The sequence below is a fragment of the Streptomyces sp. NPDC021093 genome (genome assembly GCF_044333135.1).
Lineage (GTDB): Bacteria > Actinomycetota > Actinomycetes > Streptomycetales > Streptomycetaceae > Streptomyces.
In genome coordinates this window covers 250,503-268,521 of record NZ_JBIRQJ010000005.1, presented here as the reverse complement: position 1 = coordinate 268,521, position 18,019 = coordinate 250,503, and the positions used below count along the sequence as shown (strand labels likewise).

Sequence of the window (18,019 nt, the reverse complement as noted above, 5' to 3'; positions counted from 1 at the left end):
CAGCCTGCCGACGGCTACGCGCTCATCACGCGCACCAACCGCCTCAGTTGTCGTCCTCGTCGATCAGGAACCCGCGCATCGGCGAAGGCGCCTGCTGCATCGGCTGCGGACCCTGCGGCCGCACCGGTGCCATCGGCTGGGTCATCGCCGGCGTCATCTGCTGCTGACCGCCGTACGACGGAGCACCGTTCGACTGACCGCCGCCCATGGGAGAGGGCGCGCCCATCGACGGGTTGCCGCCCATGGAGTGACCCATCGAACCCGCACCGGCCGGAGCCATCGAGTTGCTCATCTGCGGGGCCGGCGGCAGCGAAGCCGTCGCCGGGGTCCGCGGCGGAGCCAGCGAGTCGTCGGCCTGGGTCTCCAGCTGACGCAGCTGCGACTCCAGGTACGACTTCAGCCGCGTACGGTACTCGCGCTCGAAGCCCCGCAGGTCCTCGACCTTGCGCTCCAGCGTGGCGCGGGCGGACTCCAGCGAGCCCATCGCGACGCGGTGCTTCTCCTGCGCGTCCCGCTCCAGTGCGTCGGCCTTGGCACGGGCGTCCCGCTCCAGACCCTCGGCACGCGAACGGGCCTCGCCGACGATCTTGTTGGCCTCGGAACGGGCCTCCGCGATCGCCTGGTCGGCGGTCTGCTGCGCCAGCGAGAGCACGCGCGCGGCGCTGTCCCCACCGGGCTGCGGCATCTGCTGCTGCGGCGGCTGCTGCTGCATCGGGGGCTGGCCCATGGGGCCGCCCATCGGGCCCTGGCCCATGCCCTGCTGCTGGCCCATCGGGCCGCCCTGCTGCATCGGGTTCTGGCCCATCGGGCCGGGACCGTGCTGGCCCTGCATCGGACCCTGGCCCATCGGACCGGGACCGTGCTGGCCCTGCTGCGGGCCGGGGCCGTGGCCACCGGGTCCTGCCGGGAGCTGGAGCGGGCCACCCTGCTGCTGGGGCTGCCCCATCTGCGGCGGCTGCTGCTGTTGCTGCGGCGGTCCGGATATGGCCGCGGGAACGGGCGCGCCCGGGCCACCGGGCCGGTTGTCCTGCGGTTCGGGCTTGCGCATGCCCTGCTGCTGCTGGTTCTGCGCGGCCGCACGGGTCGCTGCGGCGAGCTTGGCCCGCAGGTCCTCGTTCTCGCGGAGCAGACGGGTCAGCTCGGACTCGACCTCGTCGAGGAAGGCATCAACCTCGTCCTCGTCGTAGCCTTCTCGGAGGCGGACGGTCGTGAACTGCTTGTTCCGCACGTCCTCGGGGGTCAGCGGCATCTCTTCTTCACCTCTACGTAGTCGTCGGCAGTCGGCAAGACCGTATCGCTCACACCCTGCTCCCAATGTTGTTCACAACACTGATCAGGATGTAGACGATGATCATCAGAACGAAGAAGGACAGGTCGAGTGCCACGCCCCCGAGACGCAGCGGCGGAATGAACCGCCGCAGAAGCTTGAGCGGTGGATCGGTGACAGTGTAGGTGGCCTCAAGAACGACCACCATCGCCTTGCCGGGTTGCCATGAGCGCGCGAACTGAAACACGTAGTCCATGACGAGCCGGAAAATCAGCACGACGAGGAAGCACATCAGCGCGATGTAGATCACGTCCAGTGCGATGCCCATTCCCGTGCGTCCCTCTCCCCTGGCTCTCGCCTCAGTCCGGCCCCAAGGCCGGTTGTTTCCGGTTGTGTTGCTCTCGGCTCTGTCAGCTCTGGTTGAAGAAACCGCCCTCTGCGATACGGGCCTTGTCCTCCGCCGTGACATCGACGTTAGCAGGCGACAACAGGAACACCTTCTGCGTCACTCGCTCAATGCTGCCATGCAGACCGAAGACGAGTCCCGCGGCAAAGTCGACAAGTCGCTTCGCATCCGTGTCGTCCATCTCCGTGAGATTCATGATCACCGGAGTGCCCTCGCGGAAGTGTTCCCCGATGGTACGGGCCTCGTTGTAGGTCCGGGGGTGCAACGTGGTGATGCGGTACGGCTCCCGCTCGGACACGACCTTGGGCATGATCACCGGTGCGTTCTTCTCCAGGCTCGGACGTTCAGGTGTGATGGACGCCACGGGGGCGATTCGGGCGGGTCGTCCGCTTTCTGCCGGAAGCTGAACGGGCTCGCGGGGGGCCGGGGGTTGTACCACTCGTACCGGTTCGTCCCGCTCCCTTTCGGCCTGGTGCGGGGGCTGGTGACGACGGTGGTCGCGCTCCGGCTCCGGCTCGGGTTCGAAGTCGTCGTCGGGGTCAAAACCCCGGCCGTCGTACCCATCGTCCTCCACGAGGCCGAGGTAGACCGCCATCTTGCGCATAGCGCCGGCCATTTCCTGAGTCCTCCGCTCTGTGGTGGATCGGCCTCGTCACCAAGTGCCCGCGATCCACTGGGCCTGCCCCCGAATAGTGGGGATGACCATATTTTCTGCTGTGGTCCGACTGCTTCGCGACGTTACCCGAGGCGAGGGCGGACGCCGAGTACCGCAGTGCCGACGCGCACATGTGTCGCACCGGCAGCCACCGCCTCGTCCAGGTCCGCACTCATTCCCGCAGACACCATGGTGGCAGTCGGATGTGCCGTGCGCAGGCGGGACGAGATTTCCATCAATGCCCCGAAAGCGGCCCGTTGGCGCCCCGCGTACACCCCGGAGAGGGGGGCCACGGTCATCAGACCGTCCAGCCTGAGCCCCTCGGCGGCGGCCACCGCGGCCGCCAGCTCCTCGACCCCGTCGGGGGAAACGCCGCCCCTCTCGCCCCTTTCGCCCACCTCGGCGTCCAGGGCCACCTGGATCAGGCACCCGGTCTCGCGCCCGGCCCGTACGGCCGCCGCGGACAGGGAACCGACCAGCTTGAGCCGGTCCACGGACTGCACCTCGTCCGCGTAACCGACCACCGAGCGCACCTTGTTGGTCTGCAGCTGACCGACGAAGTGCCAGGTCAGCGGCAGGTCGGCGCACTGTGCGGCCTTGGGGGCAGCGTCCTGGTCGCGGTTCTCCGCGACATGACGCACCCCCAGCTCGGCGAGCAGTCGTACATCGCTCGCCGGGTAGGTCTTGGTGACCACGATCAGGGTCACTTCTTCACGCGCGCGCCCGACAGCTGCACAAGCGGAAGAGATACGTTCCTCCACCTGTGCCAGGTTCGAGGCGAGTTCGTCCTTGCGCGCCGAGATACCGGCGCCTTCCGTACGGTCCGTCATGTCCTACCCGTCCAACCAGACATATCCGGCGAGCCGACCCGTGGTCCGGTCCCGCCGGTAGGAGAAGTGGTCGCCCGACTCGCGCGTGCACACCGACGACTGCGACCGCGCGCGCACCCCGAGCGCCGCGAGCTGGGCGTGCACTCCGGCGGTGACGTCGACCGCCGGGGTGCCCCAGCTGGTCTCGGCCCAGGAAGCCGGTTCGATCGCGGCGGCGTCGGCGCGCATCTGCTCGGGCACTTCGTAGCACCGCCCGCAGACCGCAGGCCCGGTCCGCGCCTTGATCCGGGCGGGCTCCGCGCCGAGCGACATCATCGCCTTCACGGTCTCGGGCACCACCCCGGCCAGCATCCCGGGCCGGCCCGCGTGGGCCGCCCCGACCACTCCGGCGACCGGGTCGGCCAGCAGGACGGGGGTGCAGTCCGCGGTGAGCACCGCGAGGGCGAGCCCCCGACGGGCGGTCACGACCGCGTCGACCGAGGGGATTTCGGCGCCGGGCGCCCAGGGCCCTTCGACGACCGCGACGTCCCGCCCGTGCACCTGGTTCATCCAGACCACCTGTGCCGGGTCGAGCCCCATGGACTCGGCGGCCAGCCGGCGGTTGTTCCGTACGGCGTCGGGGTCGTCGCCGACCGCTCCGCCGAGATTGAGCTGCTCGTACGGAACGGCGCTCACCCCGCCCCACCTGTCGGTGAAGGCGAAGTGCGCGCCGTTCTCGTCGTCGTACCGCTGTATCACTTATGTGTTCCGGTCACTTCAGGAAGTCCGGCACGTCCAGCTCCTCGGCCGCGCTGTCCGCGTACGACGGGCGGGCCGGCGGGACGTGCGGCGAAGTCGGCGGGGCGGGGACCTCGTTGACCGGCGCGGGCTGCTCGACCGGGGCCGGGGCCTCCTCGCGCACCGGTACGGAACCGATGCCGGTGTTGCGCGAGGGCTCCGGGGCCGGGCGCGAGGCCGGGGCGGGCTCCTCGCGCTTGCCCGCGCCGGCGCCCAGTACGTTCTCCCGCCGGGCCGGCGGCTGTCCGCCGTCGAATCCGGCGGCGATGACGGTGACCCGTACCTCGTCACCCAGGGCGTCGTCGATGACGGCGCCGAAGATGATGTTGGCCTCCGGGTGGGCCGCCTCGCTGACCAGCTGGGCCGCCTCGTTGATCTCGAAGAGACCGAGGTCGGAGCCGCCGGAGATGGAGAGCAGTACGCCACGGGCGCCGTCGATGGAGGCTTCGAGAAGCGGCGAGGAGATCGCCATTTCCGCCGCCGCCACCGCGCGGTCGTCGCCGCGCGCCGAGCCGATGCCCATGAGCGCCGAACCGGCCTCGGACATGACCGACTTGACGTCGGCGAAGTCGAGGTTGATCAGGCCCGGGGTGGTGATCAGGTCGGTGATGCCCTGGACACCGGAGAGCAGGACCTGGTCGGCCGACTTGAAGGCGTCGAGCACGCTGACCTGACGGTCGGAGATCGACAGCAGCCGGTCGTTGGGAATGACGATGAGGGTGTCGACCTCTTCGCGGAGCTGGGCGATGCCGTCCTCCGCCTGGTTCGCACGCCGCCGGCCCTCGAAGGTGAACGGGCGGGTGACCACACCGATCGTCAGGGCGCCCAGCGAACGGGCGATGTTGGCGACCACGGGGGCGCCACCGGTTCCGGTGCCACCACCCTCGCCTGCCGTCACGAAGACCATGTCGGCCCCCTTGAGGACCTCTTCGATCTCTTCGCGGTGGTCCTCTGCCGCCTTCCGGCCGACGTCCGGGTTGGCGCCGGCGCCAAGGCCTCGGGTGAGTTCACGGCCGACGTCCAGCTTGACGTCGGCGTCGCTCATCAACAGCGCTTGCGCGTCGGTGTTGATCGCGATGAACTCGACGCCCTTGAGACCGACCTCGATCATCCGGTTGATGGCATTGACACCACCGCCGCCGACACCGATGACCTTGATGACTGCGAGGTAGTTCTGCGGTGCTGCCACGTCGAAGGCCTCTCGCCTCGATTTACGTGCCGCCACGGAGTTTGCAGCGCCGCGACGACTGATGCCGATTTGGGACGGTCCGAACGCCGACCCGAACCCTAACGCTGAAGTTTAGGGTTACCAGTGTGTCTGTTCCTTGGACTCTTCCGAACAGGACACTAAGTCGACAAGTGGTGCGCGTTCAACGAACACGCCGAACCTCCCGTTTTTCTTTTCACCCTATGTGATCACCCATATCGCTGACCAACCAGGGGGCTGGCCAGGTCGAACGACCGTCAACTCCCGCTCGCCGCCGGGGCGGTGGGGGCACTTACGTCGAAGTGTCCCGCTTCGGGCGCCGCTTTCATGAGAGCGAGAAGCGCACGCGACTTGGCCGCGTTGTCCTCGCCACTGCCCCAGAAGGCAGTTCGGCCACGACCGAGTTCCAGTGTGATCGAGTCGAACGAAGTCACCTTCACCGACGTCAGGTTACGGGCCAGGGCCGCCGGAAGCTCACCGGCGACGCGCACCGCCCCCTCCAGCAGCCGCTGTTCGCCGAAACGGCGCAGGCTCGAGGAGCGCTGCGCGGCCAGTTCGAGGAGGGGCACCCCCTTCGGGGCCTTCGCCACAGTGGCGAACCGCACACCGTGGCGGTCCACTTCGGTGAACTTCGCGCCCTTTTCGATGAGGAGCACCGGCTTTCGCTCCGTCACTTTCAGACCGATTCCGTGCGGCCACGACCGGACCACGTCGATCGTGTCGATCCGGGGCAATTGTTCGCGAACCCGGTCCTCCACGGCTCCCGTGTCGACGGAAATCATCGGAACTCCGGTCGGAACCGCGGCCGCGGCGAGCACCTCACCGGGGCTCAGAACCTGTGTCCCGGTGGCCTTGACCTGCTCCACGCGCAGCCACTCGGAGCCGTAGAGCGCCCAGACCGCGCCACCGGCGAGCAGGATCGAAAGGGCGAGACAGAGAACGACCGGGCGGCTGACGGGAATCCGCAGCCGCCCTCCCGGGCGTCCCTTCCGGGGTGCCCGGGGCGTGGCAGGGCCCGACTTCTGTTTCGTACCGCGTTCGCGGGTCGTCGGTCCTGCCACGTGCCTCTCGCTCCTGCGTCGGGGGCCGGTCAGCCGGCCCTGCGTGCTGCGATCGCCTGGTAGACCATGCCGACGAGCAGCTCGTCGGCGTCCCGGCGGCCGAACTCCGATGCCGCGCGCGACATCTCGTACAGCCGGTGCGGATCGGCGAGCACCGGCAGGACGTTGGCCTGCACCCACTCGGGGGTGAGGGCCGCGTCGTCCACCAGCAGTCCGCCGCCGGCATTGACCACCGGCTGGGCGTTGAGCCGCTGTTCGCCGTTGCCGATGGGCAGCGGGACGTAGGCGGCGGGGAGCCCGACGGCGGAGAGCTCGGCGACGGTCATGGCGCCCGCACGGCAGAGCATCATGTCGGCCGCCGCGTAGGCCAGGTCCATCCGGTCCACGTACGGTACCGGGATGTAGGGCGGCATTCCGGGCATGTTGTCCACGCGCGGCATTTCGTTCTTCGGGCCGACCGCGTGCAGGATCTGGATTCCGGCGCGCTGGAGGTACGGAGCGGCCTGCTGGACCACCTCGTTGAGGCGGCGGGCGCCCTGCGAGCCGCCGGAGACCAGCAGCGTCGGCAGGTTCGGGTCGAGCCCGAACGCGGCGCGCGCCTCGGGGCGTACGGCCGCCCGGTCGAGGGTGGCGATGGTGCGGCGCAGCGGAATGCCGATGTAGCGGGCGCCCCGCAGCTTGCTGTCGGGCGTGGAGACCGCGACGGCGGCCGCGTACCGCGAGCCGATCTTGTTGGCGAGGCCGGGCCTGGCGTTGGCCTCGTGGACGATGATCGGCACCCCGAGGCGCTTGGCCGCGAGGTAGCCGGGCAGCGCCACGTAGCCGCCGAAGCCGACGACGCAGTCCGCCTTGGTGCGCTCCAGGATCTGCTCGGCGGCCTTGATGGTGCCGCGCAGCCGTCCGGGGACGGTGATCAGCTCGGGCGTGGGCTTGCGCGGCAGCGGTACGGCCGGGATGAGACCCAGCTCATAGCCGCGTTCGGGTACGAGCCTGGTCTCCAGGCCCCGTTCCGTGCCGAGGGCCGTGATCCCCACGGTGGGGTCCTGCCTGCGCAGGGCGTCCGCGAGGGCGAGCGCGGGCTCGATGTGGCCGGCGGTCCCCCCACCGGCGAGTACGACATGCACCGAAATTCACCGCTCTCCGGACGGACGCTTCTTGACGCGCCGTCTCATCGTTTTCCATCTCGTCCCGGGCCGCCTCATGGCCAGTGCGGCCCGCGCCGCCGGGTCGTCACGCGCGAAGGCGATCAGCAACCCTACGGCGAACATGGTCGGCAGCAGCGCCGAGCCCCCGTACGAGAACAGCGGGAGCGGGACACCGGCGATCGGCAACAGGCCGAGCACCGCACCGATGTTGATCGTGGCCTGCGCCATGATCCAGGTGGTCACACCTCCCGCGGCGTACCTCACGAAGGGGTCCTCCGTGCGTCCGGCCACGCGGATACCCGCATAGCCTAGGGCCGCGAACAGGGCGAGTACCGACAGCGTCCCCGCCAGACCCAGTTCCTCGCCGGTGATGGCGAAGATGAAGTCGTTGTGGGGTTCGGGGAGTTGACCCCATTTTTCCACACTCGCACCGAGCCCGGATCCGAACCAGCCGCCGGACGCGAGGGCGTAGATTCCGTGCACGGCCTGCTGGCACTGCCCCTCGGGGCCCATCTCGGTGCTCAGTACGCAGTCGAGGCGGGCCATCCGGTTGGAGCTGGTCTTGACGAGGACGAAGCCGAGGAATCCGGCGAAGCCGAGGACGCCGGCGAACAGCCGGGTCGGCGCACCGGCCAGCCACAACAGGCCGAAAAGGATCGCGGTGAGGATGATCGCGGTGCCCATGTCCCCACCGAGCATGATCAGCCCGAGCAGCATGAAGGCGACCGGCACGAGCGGCACCAGCATGTGCTTCCACTGGGCCAGGAGGTGCTTGTCCTGCTTGCGGGCCAGCAGGTCGGCGCCCCACAGGATGAGGGCCAGCTTGCCGAACTCGCTGGGCTGGAGCTGGAAGGGGCCGCCCAGCGAGATCCAGTTCTGGTTGCCGTTGACCGCGTGCCCTATCCCGGGGACCTGGACGAGCGCCATCAGGAAGACCGTGCCGGCCAGCAGCGGGTAGGAAAGTGCACGGTGCAGCTTGACCGGCATCCGGGCGGCGGCCAGCAGCAGGACGGCGCCGATGGCGGCCGCCAGGAACTGCTTGCGGAAGAAGTACGAGCTGACCAGGTGGAGCTGGAGCGCCTTGATCATCGACGCGGAGTAGACCATCACCAGGCCGAGCCCGCAGATCAGCAGGGCGCTGCCGAGAATGACGTAGTACGCCGTCAGGGGCCGGTCCCAGGCCCTGCGGACCTGCTCGTACAGCTTGCGGGGGCCACCGGGGCCGCGCGCGGTCCTGGCCGGTGTCCCGCCGCGCGCGGCGGCGGGACGTGCGCCTGACGTTCTTCTGGCCGTGGCCGGCATCTCGGTGGTCCCCTCCAACAACAGTTGCGCTGATGAGCCGGGGCCGGTCGCCGGCCGGGGTGTCTACCGCCCGTTGTCCGCCTCGGCCCCGGCCAGTTCGCGTACGGCGTCGGCGAAGGCCTCGCCGCGTTCGTTGTAGTTGGCGAACATGTCCATGGAGGCGCAGGCCGGGGCCATCAGTACCGTGTCCCCCGGCTTGGCGAGTGCAGCCGCTGCACGGACCGCCGCCAGCATCGCCCCAGTGTCGGTCCGGTCGAGGTCGACCACCGGCACCTCGGGCGCGTGTCGCGCGAGGGCTTCGCGGATGAGAGCACGGTCGGCGCCGATCAGGACGGCGCCACGCAGCCGCTCCGCCGATTTCTCGACGAGTCCGTCGAAGGTGGCGCCCTTGGCGAGGCCGCCGGCGATCCAGACGATGGACTCGTACGCGGCCAGGGACGCCTCGGTGGCGTGCATGTTGGTGGCCTTGGAGTCGTCGATGTACGCGACCTGGGCCACGTCCGCGACGTGCTCGATGCGGTGCGCGTCCGGGCGGAAGGCGCGCAGGCCCTCCCGTACGGCTGCGGGCTTCGCGCCGTACGCACGGGCCAGCGCGGCGGCCGCGAGGGCGTTGGCGAGGTTGTGCGGGGCGGCCGGGGTGACGTCGGAGACCTCGGCGAGCTCCTGGGCGTTCTTCTGCCGGTTCGCCACGAAGGCGCGGTCGACGAGGATGCCGTCGACGATGCCCAGCTGGGACGGGCCCGGGGTGCCGAGGGTGAAGCCGATCGCGCGGCAGCCCTCCGCCACGTCGGCCTCGACGACCAGGTGTTCGGTGGCGGGGTCGGCGACGTTGTAGACGCAGGCGATCTCGTTGCCCTCGTAGATGCGGCCCTTGTCGGCGGCGTAGGCGTCCATGGAGCCGTGCCAGTCGAGGTGGTCCGGCGCCAGGTTGAGCACGGCGGCGGAGTGGGCGCGCAGGGACGGGGCCCAGTGCAGCTGGTAGCTGGAGAGCTCGACGGCGAGGACGTCGTACGCCTCGCCCTGGAGGACCACGTCGATGATCGGGGTGCCGATGTTGCCGACGGCCGCGGTGCGCAGGCCCGCCGCGGTGAGGATCGACGCGAGCATCTGGGTGGTGGTGGTCTTGCCGTTGGTGCCGGTGATCGCCAGCCAGGGGGCGGCGCCGGGGCCGCGCAGCCGCCAGGCGATCTCCACGTCGCCGACGACGTCGACGCCCGCCTTCGCCGCTGCCTCGAAGAGGGGGCTGGAGGGCTTCCAGCCGGGCGAGGTGACGACCAGTTCGGTGCCCTCGGGGAGGGTGTCCGCGTCCGCCAGACGTACGGCGATGCCTTCGCCTTCGAGCTCCGCCGCGCGGGCCCTGTGCGTGGCGCTGTCGCCGCCGTCCACGACGGTGATGCGGGCGCCGAGGCCGGCCAGGGCGCGGGCGGCGCTGATGCCGCTCACGCCGAGACCGGCGACGGTGACGTGTCTGCCGTTCCAGGATTCCTGGGTGGTCACTTGCCGGCTGCCCATCCTGCGTAGAAGAGACCGAGACCGACGATCACGCACATGCCCTGGATGATCCAGAAGCGGACCACGACAAGGACCTCGGACCACCCCTTGAGTTCGAAGTGGTGCTGGAGCGGCGCCATCCGGAAGACCCGCTTGCGGGTCATCTTGAACGAGCCGACCTGGATGACCACCGACATGGTGATGAGGACGAAGAGTCCGCCGAGGATGGCCATCAGCAGCTGCGTGCGGGAGCAGATCGCCAGACCGGCGAGCGCGCCGCCCAGTGCCAGCGAGCCGGTGTCGCCCATGAAGATCTTGGCGGGCGAGGTGTTCCACCACAGGAAGCCGAAGCAGGAGCCCATCAGGGCGGAGGCCACGACCGCGAGGTCGAGCGGGTCCCGTACCTCGAAGCAGGCGTTGGGGTTGGTCAGGGCCTGTGCGTTGGCGCAGGACTCCTGGAACTGCCACAGGCCGATGAAGGTGTACGCGCCGAAGACCATCACGGAGGCGCCGGTGGCGAGTCCGTCGAGGCCGTCGGTGAGGTTCACGCCGTTCGACATCGCGAGGATCATGAACAGCGCCCACACGACGAACAGCACGGGCGTGATCGACCAGCCGAAGTCCGTCACGAAGGAGAGCCGGTCGGACGCCGGGGTCTGGCCCCGGCTGTCGGCGAAGTTGAGCGAGAGCACCGCGAAGGCGATGCCGACGATCAGCTGGCCGAGCATCTTCGCCTTGGCGCGCAGGCCCAGCGAGCGCTGCTTGACGATCTTGATGTAGTCGTCGAGGAAGCCGACCAGGCCCATGCCCGCCATCAGGAACAGCACGAGCACGCCGGACAGCGTCGGCTGACTGGAGGTCAGCACCTTCGTCAGGGCGTACGCGATGAGCGTGGCCAGGATGAAGGCGATGCCGCCCATGGTCGGCGTACCGCGCTTGCCGTGGTGGCCGCGGGGTCCGTCGTCGCGGATGAACTGGCCGTAGCCCTTGCGGGCCAGCAGCTTGATCAGCAGCGGTGTGCCGATGAGCGTCAGGAAGAGGCCGATGGCCCCTGCGAAGAGGATCTGGCTCATGCGCCTGCGACCTCACCCTCGGTGGCGGGATCGAGCAGTGCCTGGGCGACCGATTCGAGACCGACCGACCTGGATGCCTTCACCAGCACGACGTCTCCCGGACGCAGTTCCCCGCGCAACAGGTCGATCGCCGCCTGCGTGTCGGACACGTGCACCGACTCCTCACCCCACGAACCCTCGTTATAGGCGCCCAGTTGCAGCCAGGATGCTTCCCTGCCCCCGACTGCCACGAGCTTGCTGACGTTGAGCCGGACGGCGAGCCGTCCGACCGCGTCGTGCTCGACGAGCGAGGTGTCTCCCAGCTCGGCCATGTGACCGAGCACCGCCCACGTCCGCCGCCCCTTGCCCATGGCCGCGAGCGCGCGCAGGGCGGCTCGCATGGATTCGGGGTTCGCGTTGTAGGCGTCGTTGACAACCGTCACGCCGTCAGGCCGCTCGGTGACCTCCATGCGCCAGCGGGAGAGGGTCCCCGCCTCGGAGAGCGCCACGGCGATCTCGTCGACGGACAGGCCCAGCTCATGGGCGACGGCGGCCGCGGCGAGCGCGTTCGACACGTGGTGCTCACCGTACAGCCGCATGGTCACGTCACTGCACCCGGAGGGTGTGTGGAGCGTGAAGGCCGGGCGGCCGTCCTCGGTGAGCCGCACCTCGGTGGCGCGTACGTCGGCGGTCTCGGACTCGCCGAAGTACAGCACCCGCGCCTTGGTGCGCGAGGCCATCTCCCGTACGAGACCGTCGTCCGCGTTGAGTACGGCGACGCCGTCGGCAGGCAGCGACTCGACCAGCTCGCCCTTGGCCTCGGCGATCTTCTCGCGGCTGCCGAACTCGCCGACGTGCGCGGTCCCGACGTTCAGCACGAGGCCGATGCGCGGCGGGACGAGGCCGGTCAGGTAGCGGATGTCGCCGACGTAGCGGGCACCCATCTCCAGGACGAGGTGGCGGGTGTCCTCGGCCGCGCGGAGCGCGGTGAGGGGCAGCCCGATCTCGTTGTTGAGGTTGCCCGCCGGGTAGACGGTGGGGGCCTTGCGCTCCAGGAGCTGGGCGATCAGGTCCTTGGTGCTGGTCTTGCCCGCGGAGCCGGTGAGGGCCACGACGTCGGCGCCGAGGCGCGCGACGACGCTGCGGGCGAGTGCGCCGAGCGCCTCGGTCACGTCGGGGACGACGATCGCGGGCACGCCGACGGGGCGGGTGGCCAGTACGGCCACCGCGCCCGCGTCGGTCGCGCGCCGCGCGTAGTCGTGGCCGTCGACGCGTTCACCGGCGTAGGCGGCGAAGAGGCTGCCGGGGCGGACCTGGCGGGAGTCGATGACGACCGGGCCCGTGACGGTGACTTCACTGTCCGGTATGTCGTGCGGCTGTCCGCTGACGAGGTCGGCGATCTCGGCGAGGGAGAGGGCGATCACTGCTTCATCCCATCTCGTGCCGGCGGCGCTCGATGGCGTCGCGCAGCACCTTGCGGTCGTCGAAGGGGCGGACCACTCCGGCAATGTCCTGGCCCTGTTCGTGGCCCTTGCCCGCCACCAGCACGGTGTCGCCGCGCTTCGCACGGGCGACCGCCTCGGCGATCGCGGCGGCCCGGTCCTCGAACACGGCGACGTCGCCGCGCTCGTGGGCGGGCACATCGGCGGCGCCCGCGAGCATGGTGGCGAGGATGGCGAGGGGGTCTTCGGAGCGGGGGTTGTCGGAGGTCAGTACGGCGGTGTCGGCGAGCCGTGCGGCTGCCGCGCCCATGGGGCCGCGCTTCTGCTGGTCGCGGTCGCCGCCGCAGCCGAGCACGATGTGCAGCTCGCCCTCGGTGACCTTGCGCAGGGCGCGCAGGACCGATTCGACGGCGTCCGTCTTGTGGGCGTAGTCGACGACGGCGAGGTAGTCCTGGCCCGCGTCGACGCGCTCCAGGCGGCCCGGGACGCCGGGGACGGCGGCGACGCCGTCGGCGGCGGTCTGCGGGTCGTACCCGGCGGCGGCCAGGGTGACGATCGCGGCGAGGGTGTTGGCCACGTTGAACGGGCCGGGCAGCGGGGCGGTCGCCCGGATGTGCTCGCCCTGCGGGCCGAGCGCGGTGAACGAGCTGGACTGCGGCCCGACCTCGACCTTCTCGGCGCGCCAGTCGGCGTCCGGGTGGCCCTCGGCGGAGAACGTGATCACCGGCACGGTGGCCTCGGTGACCAGGCGGCGGCCGTACTCGTCGTCGAAGTTGAGGACGCCGAGGCGGGACCGCTCCGGGGTGAAGAGCTGTGCCTTCGCCCGGAAGTAGTCCTCCATGTCGGAGTGGAACTCCATGTGCTCGGGGCTCAGGTTGTTGAAGACGGCGACGTCGAAGACGCAGGCGTCGACCCGGCCGAGCACCAGGGCGTGGCTGGAGACCTCCATGGCGACCGACTTGACGCCGCGTTCGCGCATCACCGCGAAGAGCGCCTGGAGGTCGGTGGCCTCGGGGGTGGTCCGCTCGGACTTGATGCGCTCGTCGCCGATCCGCATCTCGACCGTACCGATCAGCCCGGGCAGGTCTCCGGCCTGCTTCAGGCCGCCCTCCACCAGATATGCGGTGGTGGTCTTGCCCGAGGTTCCGGTGATGCCGATCTGGAGCAGGTCGCGGCCGGGGTTTCCGTAGATGTCGGCGGCGAGCTGGCCCATGCGGGCGCGCGGGTTCTCGACGGCGAGTACGGGCAGCCCGGTCGCGGCGGCGCGCTCGGCGCCCGTCGGGTCGGTGAGGACCGCGGCGGCACCGAGTTCGGCGGCCTGCGAGGCGAAGTCGGCGCCGTGGAACCGGGCGCCGGGCAGGGCCGCGTAGATGTCGCCGGGGCGGACCGCGCGGGAGTCGTGGGTGATTCCGGTGGTCTCTCCAGGTCCTGGGGACTCGATGCCCAGCCGTTCGGCCAGCTCCCCGAGGGTCGTCGGGCGGACCCGGTCCGGCCTGGGCGCTCCGGGGTAGTTCACCGGAGCGTCCTTCTGGGTGGTTTGGGACTGATCAGCGTGTGGCACGGCGGTGAGCGTACCCGGCGGACCGGGTTCCGGGCGAAAGCAGGGGGCCTGCGCAACCCGTTTTCGGAGGTCGTTGGTGAGGGTTGTCACTGAGGGTTTCCGCTTCGGTACGGGGGATTCCGGTTCAGCGCCCCGAATTCCGCTTCGGGGGCCGGGCCGGACCCCTGCTTCGGGGCCCGGCCGGGACTCGGTCGGGACTCGGTCGGGGCCCGGTCAGGACCCCGGGGTGAAGGTGACCGGGAGGTGGGCGGGTCTGCCGCCGGTCGGGGCGACCTGGCGGGTCTTCAGGGCGAACTCCATGACCTGCTTGTAGATCGGACCGCAGATCTGGCCGCCGAAGTAGCTGCCCTTCGTGGGGTTCTGGATGGCGCAGTAGACGGTGACCCGCGGCTTGTCGGCGGGCGCGAACCCGGCGAAGGACGCGGTGTAGCCCTTGTAGCGGCCGGTCAGCGGATCCACCCGGTTGGAGGTGCCGGTCTTGCCGCCGACCCGGTAGCCGGGGATGCGGGCCTTGGTGCCGGTGCCCTCCTCGTCGTCGACGACGGACTCCAGCATCCGGGCGAGGGTCTTGGCGGTCTGGTCGCTGACCACCCGGGTCTTCTTCGGGGCGGGCGCGGGCGTGAAGCGCCCGTCCGGGCCCTTCGTGCCGCGTACGAGGGTGGGCTCGATCCGCACTCCCCCGTTGGCGATCGTGGAGTACACGGACGCCGCCTGCATCGCGTTGAGCGAGAGGCCCTGGCCGAAGGGGATCGTGTACTGCTGCGAGGTGGACCACTTGTCCGGCGGGGCCAGGATGCCGGACGTCTCGCCGGGGAAGCCGAGCCCGCTGCGCCGACCGATGCCGAACTTGGTCAGGTACGAGTGGAGGATCCGGTTCGCCTCGGGCTGGGTGTTGCCGAGCTCCCCGGTGGCCAGGATGGTGCCGATGTTGGAGGACTTCGCGAGGACCCCGTTGAGGGTGAGGTTCCAGGTCGGGTGGTCGATGTCGTCCTTGAAGTTGCGGTCGCCCCGCTTGAGCCGGTTCGGTACGACGACGTGGGTGTCCGGCGTCGCCGCCTTCTCCTCCAGTACGGCCGCCATGGACATGATCTTGCTGGTGGAGCCGGGTTCGTACGCGTCCTGGAGGGCGGCGTTGCCCATCGAGGCGGCGTTCGCCCGGGAGAGGTCGTTGGGGTCGAAGCCGGGCGCGTTGGCCATGGCCAGGACCTCGCCGGTGACGGTGTCCTGCACTATGACGTACCCGCGGTCCGCCCTGGACTTCTTGACCTGTTCCTCGATGGCGCTCTGCGCGGCCCACTGGATGTCGCGGTCGATGGTGAGCTCGATGTCGGAGCCCGGTACGGCGGGGGTCTCGTCGGCGCCGGCGGTGGGCACCCGGCGGCCGTTCGCCTGGGCGAAGGTGACCTTGCCGTCCCTGCCCGCGAGTTCCTTGTCGAGCTGGACCTCCAGGCCGCCCGCGCCGCGGCCGGCCGCGTTGACGAAGCCCAGTATTCCGGCGGCCAGGTCGCCGTTGGGGTAGACGCGGGTGCTGCTGGGCTCCTGGAGGATGCCGCCGAGGAGGTTGACGGCCGAGTCGGGCTTGCGCTTGTTCGCGGCGGCGGCCCGGTCCGCGTAGACGCTCTTGAGGTCCTTGATCTGCTTCCAGACCTGCGGGGTCTGCCGGCGGGCCAGGACGACGTACCGCGTCTTGGGCGTGGCCAGCTTCTTCGCCAGCTCGGCGGGGGGCCTGCCGAGGATGGGGGCGAGGATCGCGGCGGCCTGCTGCGGCGCGTCCGGGACCTTGGCCTGCTCCGGGGCGTACATCCAGGGGTCGGCGGTGATGTCGTGCGCGTCGACGCTGGCGGCGAGTGCGATGCCGCTGCGGTCGGTGATCTCGCCGCGCTCGGCGGTCAGCGTGTGCCGGGCCTGCCGCTGCCGTTCGGCCTTGTCGGTGTACGTGGCCGCGTCGACGGCCTGCACCTGGAAGAGCCGTACGACGAAGGCCAGCATCACCAGCGTCAGCCCGAGGCTGACCAGACGCAGCCGGGGCTTGGGGCTGCCGAGCCGCAGCGACTTCGGCTTCGCCCCGGCCCTCGCCTTCCCTGCGGGGCGGGCGGCGGGCCTGCGGGCGGCCGGGCGGCCGGGAGCGGGAACCCGCCGGCGCGGTGGTTCCTTCGTCGGGGGCACTGCGTCACCTGCCGGAGGTCGTCGGGGGATGCTGCGCGGGCGGCGGCGTCGTGGAGGCGGCCGGCGGGGCCTGCGGGGGCGCCGGGCTCCGGTTCGCGGGCGGGACCCGACCTGCGGGCGGAGCGGTCGCGGCCGCCGGGGGCGGTGGTGCGGGTGCCCGCTGCGGTCGTACGGGCTCGGGGGCGGGCTCCGGCGGCGGGGCCTGGCTGGGGGTGCCCCGGACCTTGCCGTCGGGGTCGAGGAAGGCCGGGGAGCCGCCGGGGACCATGCCGAGCTCCCTGGCCCGGCGCTCCAGGGCGCCGGGGGCGGAGCGGTCGTCGACGTCGCGCTGGAGCGCCTGCTCCTCGTCGGTGAGCTCGGTGGTCTGCTTCTTGAGGTCGTTCAGCCTGAACGAGCCCTCGTTGAGCGCCGAATTCAGTATGAGCAGGCAGATCAGCCCGCCGCCGAGAAGCACCACGACCAGCAGCACGAAGGGAGTGCGGGCCGCCTGGTGGGGACCCGACGGCAACAAATCGGAGAGCCTTGCCGCCCTCCCTCTCAACTGCCTGGCCCTCAACTGCTTGGCCGGTTTGCTCACTCGGCTTCTTCCTCCCGGATGCGCTGGGCGCCGCGCAGCCGGGCGGGGGCCGCCCTGCGGTTCTCGGCGACCTCTTCCTCGGTGGGCAGTTCGGCGCCGCGGGTGAGGAGCTTGAGGCGCGGCTGGTAGCGCTCGGGGACGACCGGCAGCCCGGCCGGCGCGGTGTTGGCGGCGCCCGCCGCGAAGACCTGCTTCACGATGCGGTCCTCCAGCGACTGGTACGACATGACGACGACCCGGCCGCCGACCGAGATCGCCTTCACGGCGGCCGGAATGGCGGCCTCCACGCTGTCCAGTTCGCCGTTGACCTCGATGCGCAGCGCCTGGAAGGTGCGCTTGGCGGGGTTGCCGCCGGTGCGCTTGGCGGCCTGCGGCAGCGCGTCGCGGATCAGCTCGACGAGCCGGGCGCTGTTACTGAAGGGCTCCTTGTCGCGCTCTCGCACGACGGCGGAGACGATCCGCTTGGCCTGCTTCTCCTCGCCGTACTGGCGCAGGATGCGGACCAGCTCGCCGGGCGCGTACGTATTGAGGACCTCGGCGGCGCTGACACCGGCCGACTGGTCCATCCGCATGTCCAGCGGGGCGTCCTGCGCGTACGCGAAGCCGCGGTCGGCCTCGTCGAGCTGCATCGAGGAGACGCCCAGGTCGAACAGGACGCCCTGCACGCGCGGGACGCCCAGCTTCTGGAGGACCTCGGGCAGCTCGTCGTAGACCGCGTGCACGAGGGTGGCACGGTCGCCGAAGGGGGCGAGGCGCTCGCCGGAGAGCCGCAGCGCCTCCTTGTCCCGGTCGAGCCCGATCAGGCGGACCTCGGGGAACTGGGTGAGGAGGGCTTCGCTGTGGCCGCCGAGTCCGAGGGTGCAGTCGACGACGACCGCTCCTGGCTCGGAAATGGCCGGGGCCAACATGTCCAGGCACCGCTGGAGCATCACCGGGACGTGTCGGGTCTGGCTCATGCGCCCTCTCAGACAGGAGCGCGCGGCTGGGGTGTGTCTACGTACGGCCCGGTCCCCACCCGCTCGGGAAGGGGAGCCGACCGCAGGGGCCGACCGACGAGCGGGCGGAGGCCGGGCCGTACGT

At 70.6% G+C, this 18,019-nt stretch carries 16 protein-coding genes; all 16 read right to left on the bottom strand.

The window, feature by feature from the left end:
* Positions 1-43 precede the first annotated feature (43 nt).
* Positions 44-1,249: a DivIVA domain-containing protein gene (locus tag ACH4SP_RS17280; protein ID WP_398415599.1), complete on the bottom strand. Its 1,206-nt coding sequence runs from the start codon at positions 1,247-1,249 to the stop codon at positions 44-46.
* 49 nt (positions 1,250-1,298) lie between these two features.
* Complete coding sequence (locus tag ACH4SP_RS17275; RefSeq protein ID WP_398415597.1) at positions 1,299-1,595, bottom strand: YggT family protein; 297 nt, start codon at positions 1,593-1,595, stop codon at positions 1,299-1,301.
* Between the two features lie 82 nt (positions 1,596-1,677).
* Positions 1,678-2,289: a cell division protein SepF gene (locus tag ACH4SP_RS17270; RefSeq protein ID WP_398415596.1), complete on the bottom strand. Its 612-nt coding sequence runs from the start codon at positions 2,287-2,289 to the stop codon at positions 1,678-1,680.
* A 122-nt stretch (positions 2,290-2,411) separates the two neighbouring features.
* Positions 2,412-3,131, bottom strand: coding sequence for a YggS family pyridoxal phosphate-dependent enzyme (locus ACH4SP_RS17265; RefSeq protein WP_398416298.1), 720 nt, complete (start codon positions 3,129-3,131; stop codon positions 2,412-2,414).
* A gap of 30 nt (positions 3,132-3,161) precedes the next feature.
* Positions 3,162-3,896 (bottom strand): peptidoglycan editing factor PgeF, encoded by a 735-nt coding sequence (gene pgeF / locus ACH4SP_RS17260; RefSeq protein WP_398415594.1) that lies wholly within the window; start codon positions 3,894-3,896, stop codon positions 3,162-3,164.
* A 13-nt stretch (positions 3,897-3,909) separates the two neighbouring features.
* Positions 3,910-5,124, bottom strand: coding sequence for a cell division protein FtsZ (ftsZ, locus tag ACH4SP_RS17255; RefSeq protein ID WP_398415592.1), 1,215 nt, complete (start codon positions 5,122-5,124; stop codon positions 3,910-3,912).
* A 275-nt stretch (positions 5,125-5,399) separates the two neighbouring features.
* Positions 5,400-6,203: a cell division protein FtsQ/DivIB gene (locus ACH4SP_RS17250; protein ID WP_398415590.1), complete on the bottom strand. Its 804-nt coding sequence runs from the start codon at positions 6,201-6,203 to the stop codon at positions 5,400-5,402.
* A 29-nt stretch (positions 6,204-6,232) separates the two neighbouring features.
* Positions 6,233-7,327 (bottom strand): undecaprenyldiphospho-muramoylpentapeptide beta-N-acetylglucosaminyltransferase, encoded by a 1,095-nt coding sequence (gene murG / locus ACH4SP_RS17245; RefSeq protein ID WP_398415588.1) that lies wholly within the window; start codon positions 7,325-7,327, stop codon positions 6,233-6,235.
* Positions 7,328-7,333: 6 nt separating this feature from the next.
* Positions 7,334-8,650: a putative lipid II flippase FtsW gene (gene ftsW, locus ACH4SP_RS17240; protein WP_398415586.1), complete on the bottom strand. Its 1,317-nt coding sequence runs from the start codon at positions 8,648-8,650 to the stop codon at positions 7,334-7,336.
* 63 nt (positions 8,651-8,713) lie between these two features.
* Complete coding sequence (gene murD / locus ACH4SP_RS17235) at positions 8,714-10,162, bottom strand: UDP-N-acetylmuramoyl-L-alanine--D-glutamate ligase (protein WP_398415585.1); 1,449 nt, start codon at positions 10,160-10,162, stop codon at positions 8,714-8,716.
* Positions 10,144-11,214, bottom strand: a complete 1,071-nt coding sequence (gene mraY, locus ACH4SP_RS17230; protein ID WP_398415583.1) for a phospho-N-acetylmuramoyl-pentapeptide-transferase — start codon at positions 11,212-11,214, stop codon at positions 10,144-10,146. The genes murD and mraY overlap by 19 nt, the downstream gene beginning before the upstream one ends.
* Entirely contained in the window at positions 11,211-12,617 is a 1,407-nt protein-coding gene (murF, locus tag ACH4SP_RS17225) for a UDP-N-acetylmuramoyl-tripeptide--D-alanyl-D-alanine ligase (protein WP_398415581.1), read from the bottom strand. The genes mraY and murF overlap by 4 nt, the downstream gene beginning before the upstream one ends.
* Before the next feature lie 4 nt (positions 12,618-12,621).
* The gene (locus tag ACH4SP_RS17220) at positions 12,622-14,286 is read right to left on the bottom strand and encodes a UDP-N-acetylmuramoyl-L-alanyl-D-glutamate--2,6-diaminopimelate ligase (RefSeq protein WP_398415579.1); all 1,665 of its coding nucleotides are present in this window, start codon (positions 14,284-14,286) and stop codon (positions 12,622-12,624) included.
* A 123-nt stretch (positions 14,287-14,409) separates the two neighbouring features.
* Positions 14,410-16,362, bottom strand: a complete 1,953-nt coding sequence (locus ACH4SP_RS17215) for a peptidoglycan D,D-transpeptidase FtsI family protein (RefSeq protein ID WP_398415577.1) — start codon at positions 16,360-16,362, stop codon at positions 14,410-14,412.
* 4 nt (positions 16,363-16,366) lie between these two features.
* Positions 16,367-16,939, bottom strand: coding sequence for a septum formation initiator family protein (locus ACH4SP_RS17210; protein WP_398415575.1), 573 nt, complete (start codon positions 16,937-16,939; stop codon positions 16,367-16,369).
* The gene (gene rsmH / locus ACH4SP_RS17205; RefSeq protein WP_398415573.1) at positions 16,936-17,895 is read right to left on the bottom strand and encodes a 16S rRNA (cytosine(1402)-N(4))-methyltransferase RsmH; all 960 of its coding nucleotides are present in this window, start codon (positions 17,893-17,895) and stop codon (positions 16,936-16,938) included. The genes ACH4SP_RS17210 and rsmH overlap by 4 nt, the downstream gene beginning before the upstream one ends.
* Positions 17,896-18,019 lie beyond the last annotated feature (124 nt).

Bases quoted from the DNA above. Each gene is read 5' to 3' on its own strand.
- ACH4SP_RS17280 (WP_398415599.1), bottom strand. From the start codon at position 1,249: ATGCCGCTGACCCCCGAGGACGTGCGGAACAAGCAGTTCACGACCGTC.
- ACH4SP_RS17275 (WP_398415597.1), bottom strand. From the start codon at position 1,595: ATGGGCATCGCACTGGACGTGATCTACATCGCGCTGATGTGCTTCCTC.
- ACH4SP_RS17270 (WP_398415596.1), bottom strand. From the start codon at position 2,289: ATGGCCGGCGCTATGCGCAAGATGGCGGTCTACCTCGGCCTCGTGGAG.
- ftsW (WP_398415586.1), bottom strand. From the start codon at position 8,650: ATGCCGGCCACGGCCAGAAGAACGTCAGGCGCACGTCCCGCCGCCGCG.
- murD (WP_398415585.1), bottom strand. From the start codon at position 10,162: ATGGGCAGCCGGCAAGTGACCACCCAGGAATCCTGGAACGGCAGACAC.
- mraY (WP_398415583.1), bottom strand. From the start codon at position 11,214: ATGAGCCAGATCCTCTTCGCAGGGGCCATCGGCCTCTTCCTGACGCTC.
- rsmH (WP_398415573.1), bottom strand. From the start codon at position 17,895: ATGAGCCAGACCCGACACGTCCCGGTGATGCTCCAGCGGTGCCTGGAC.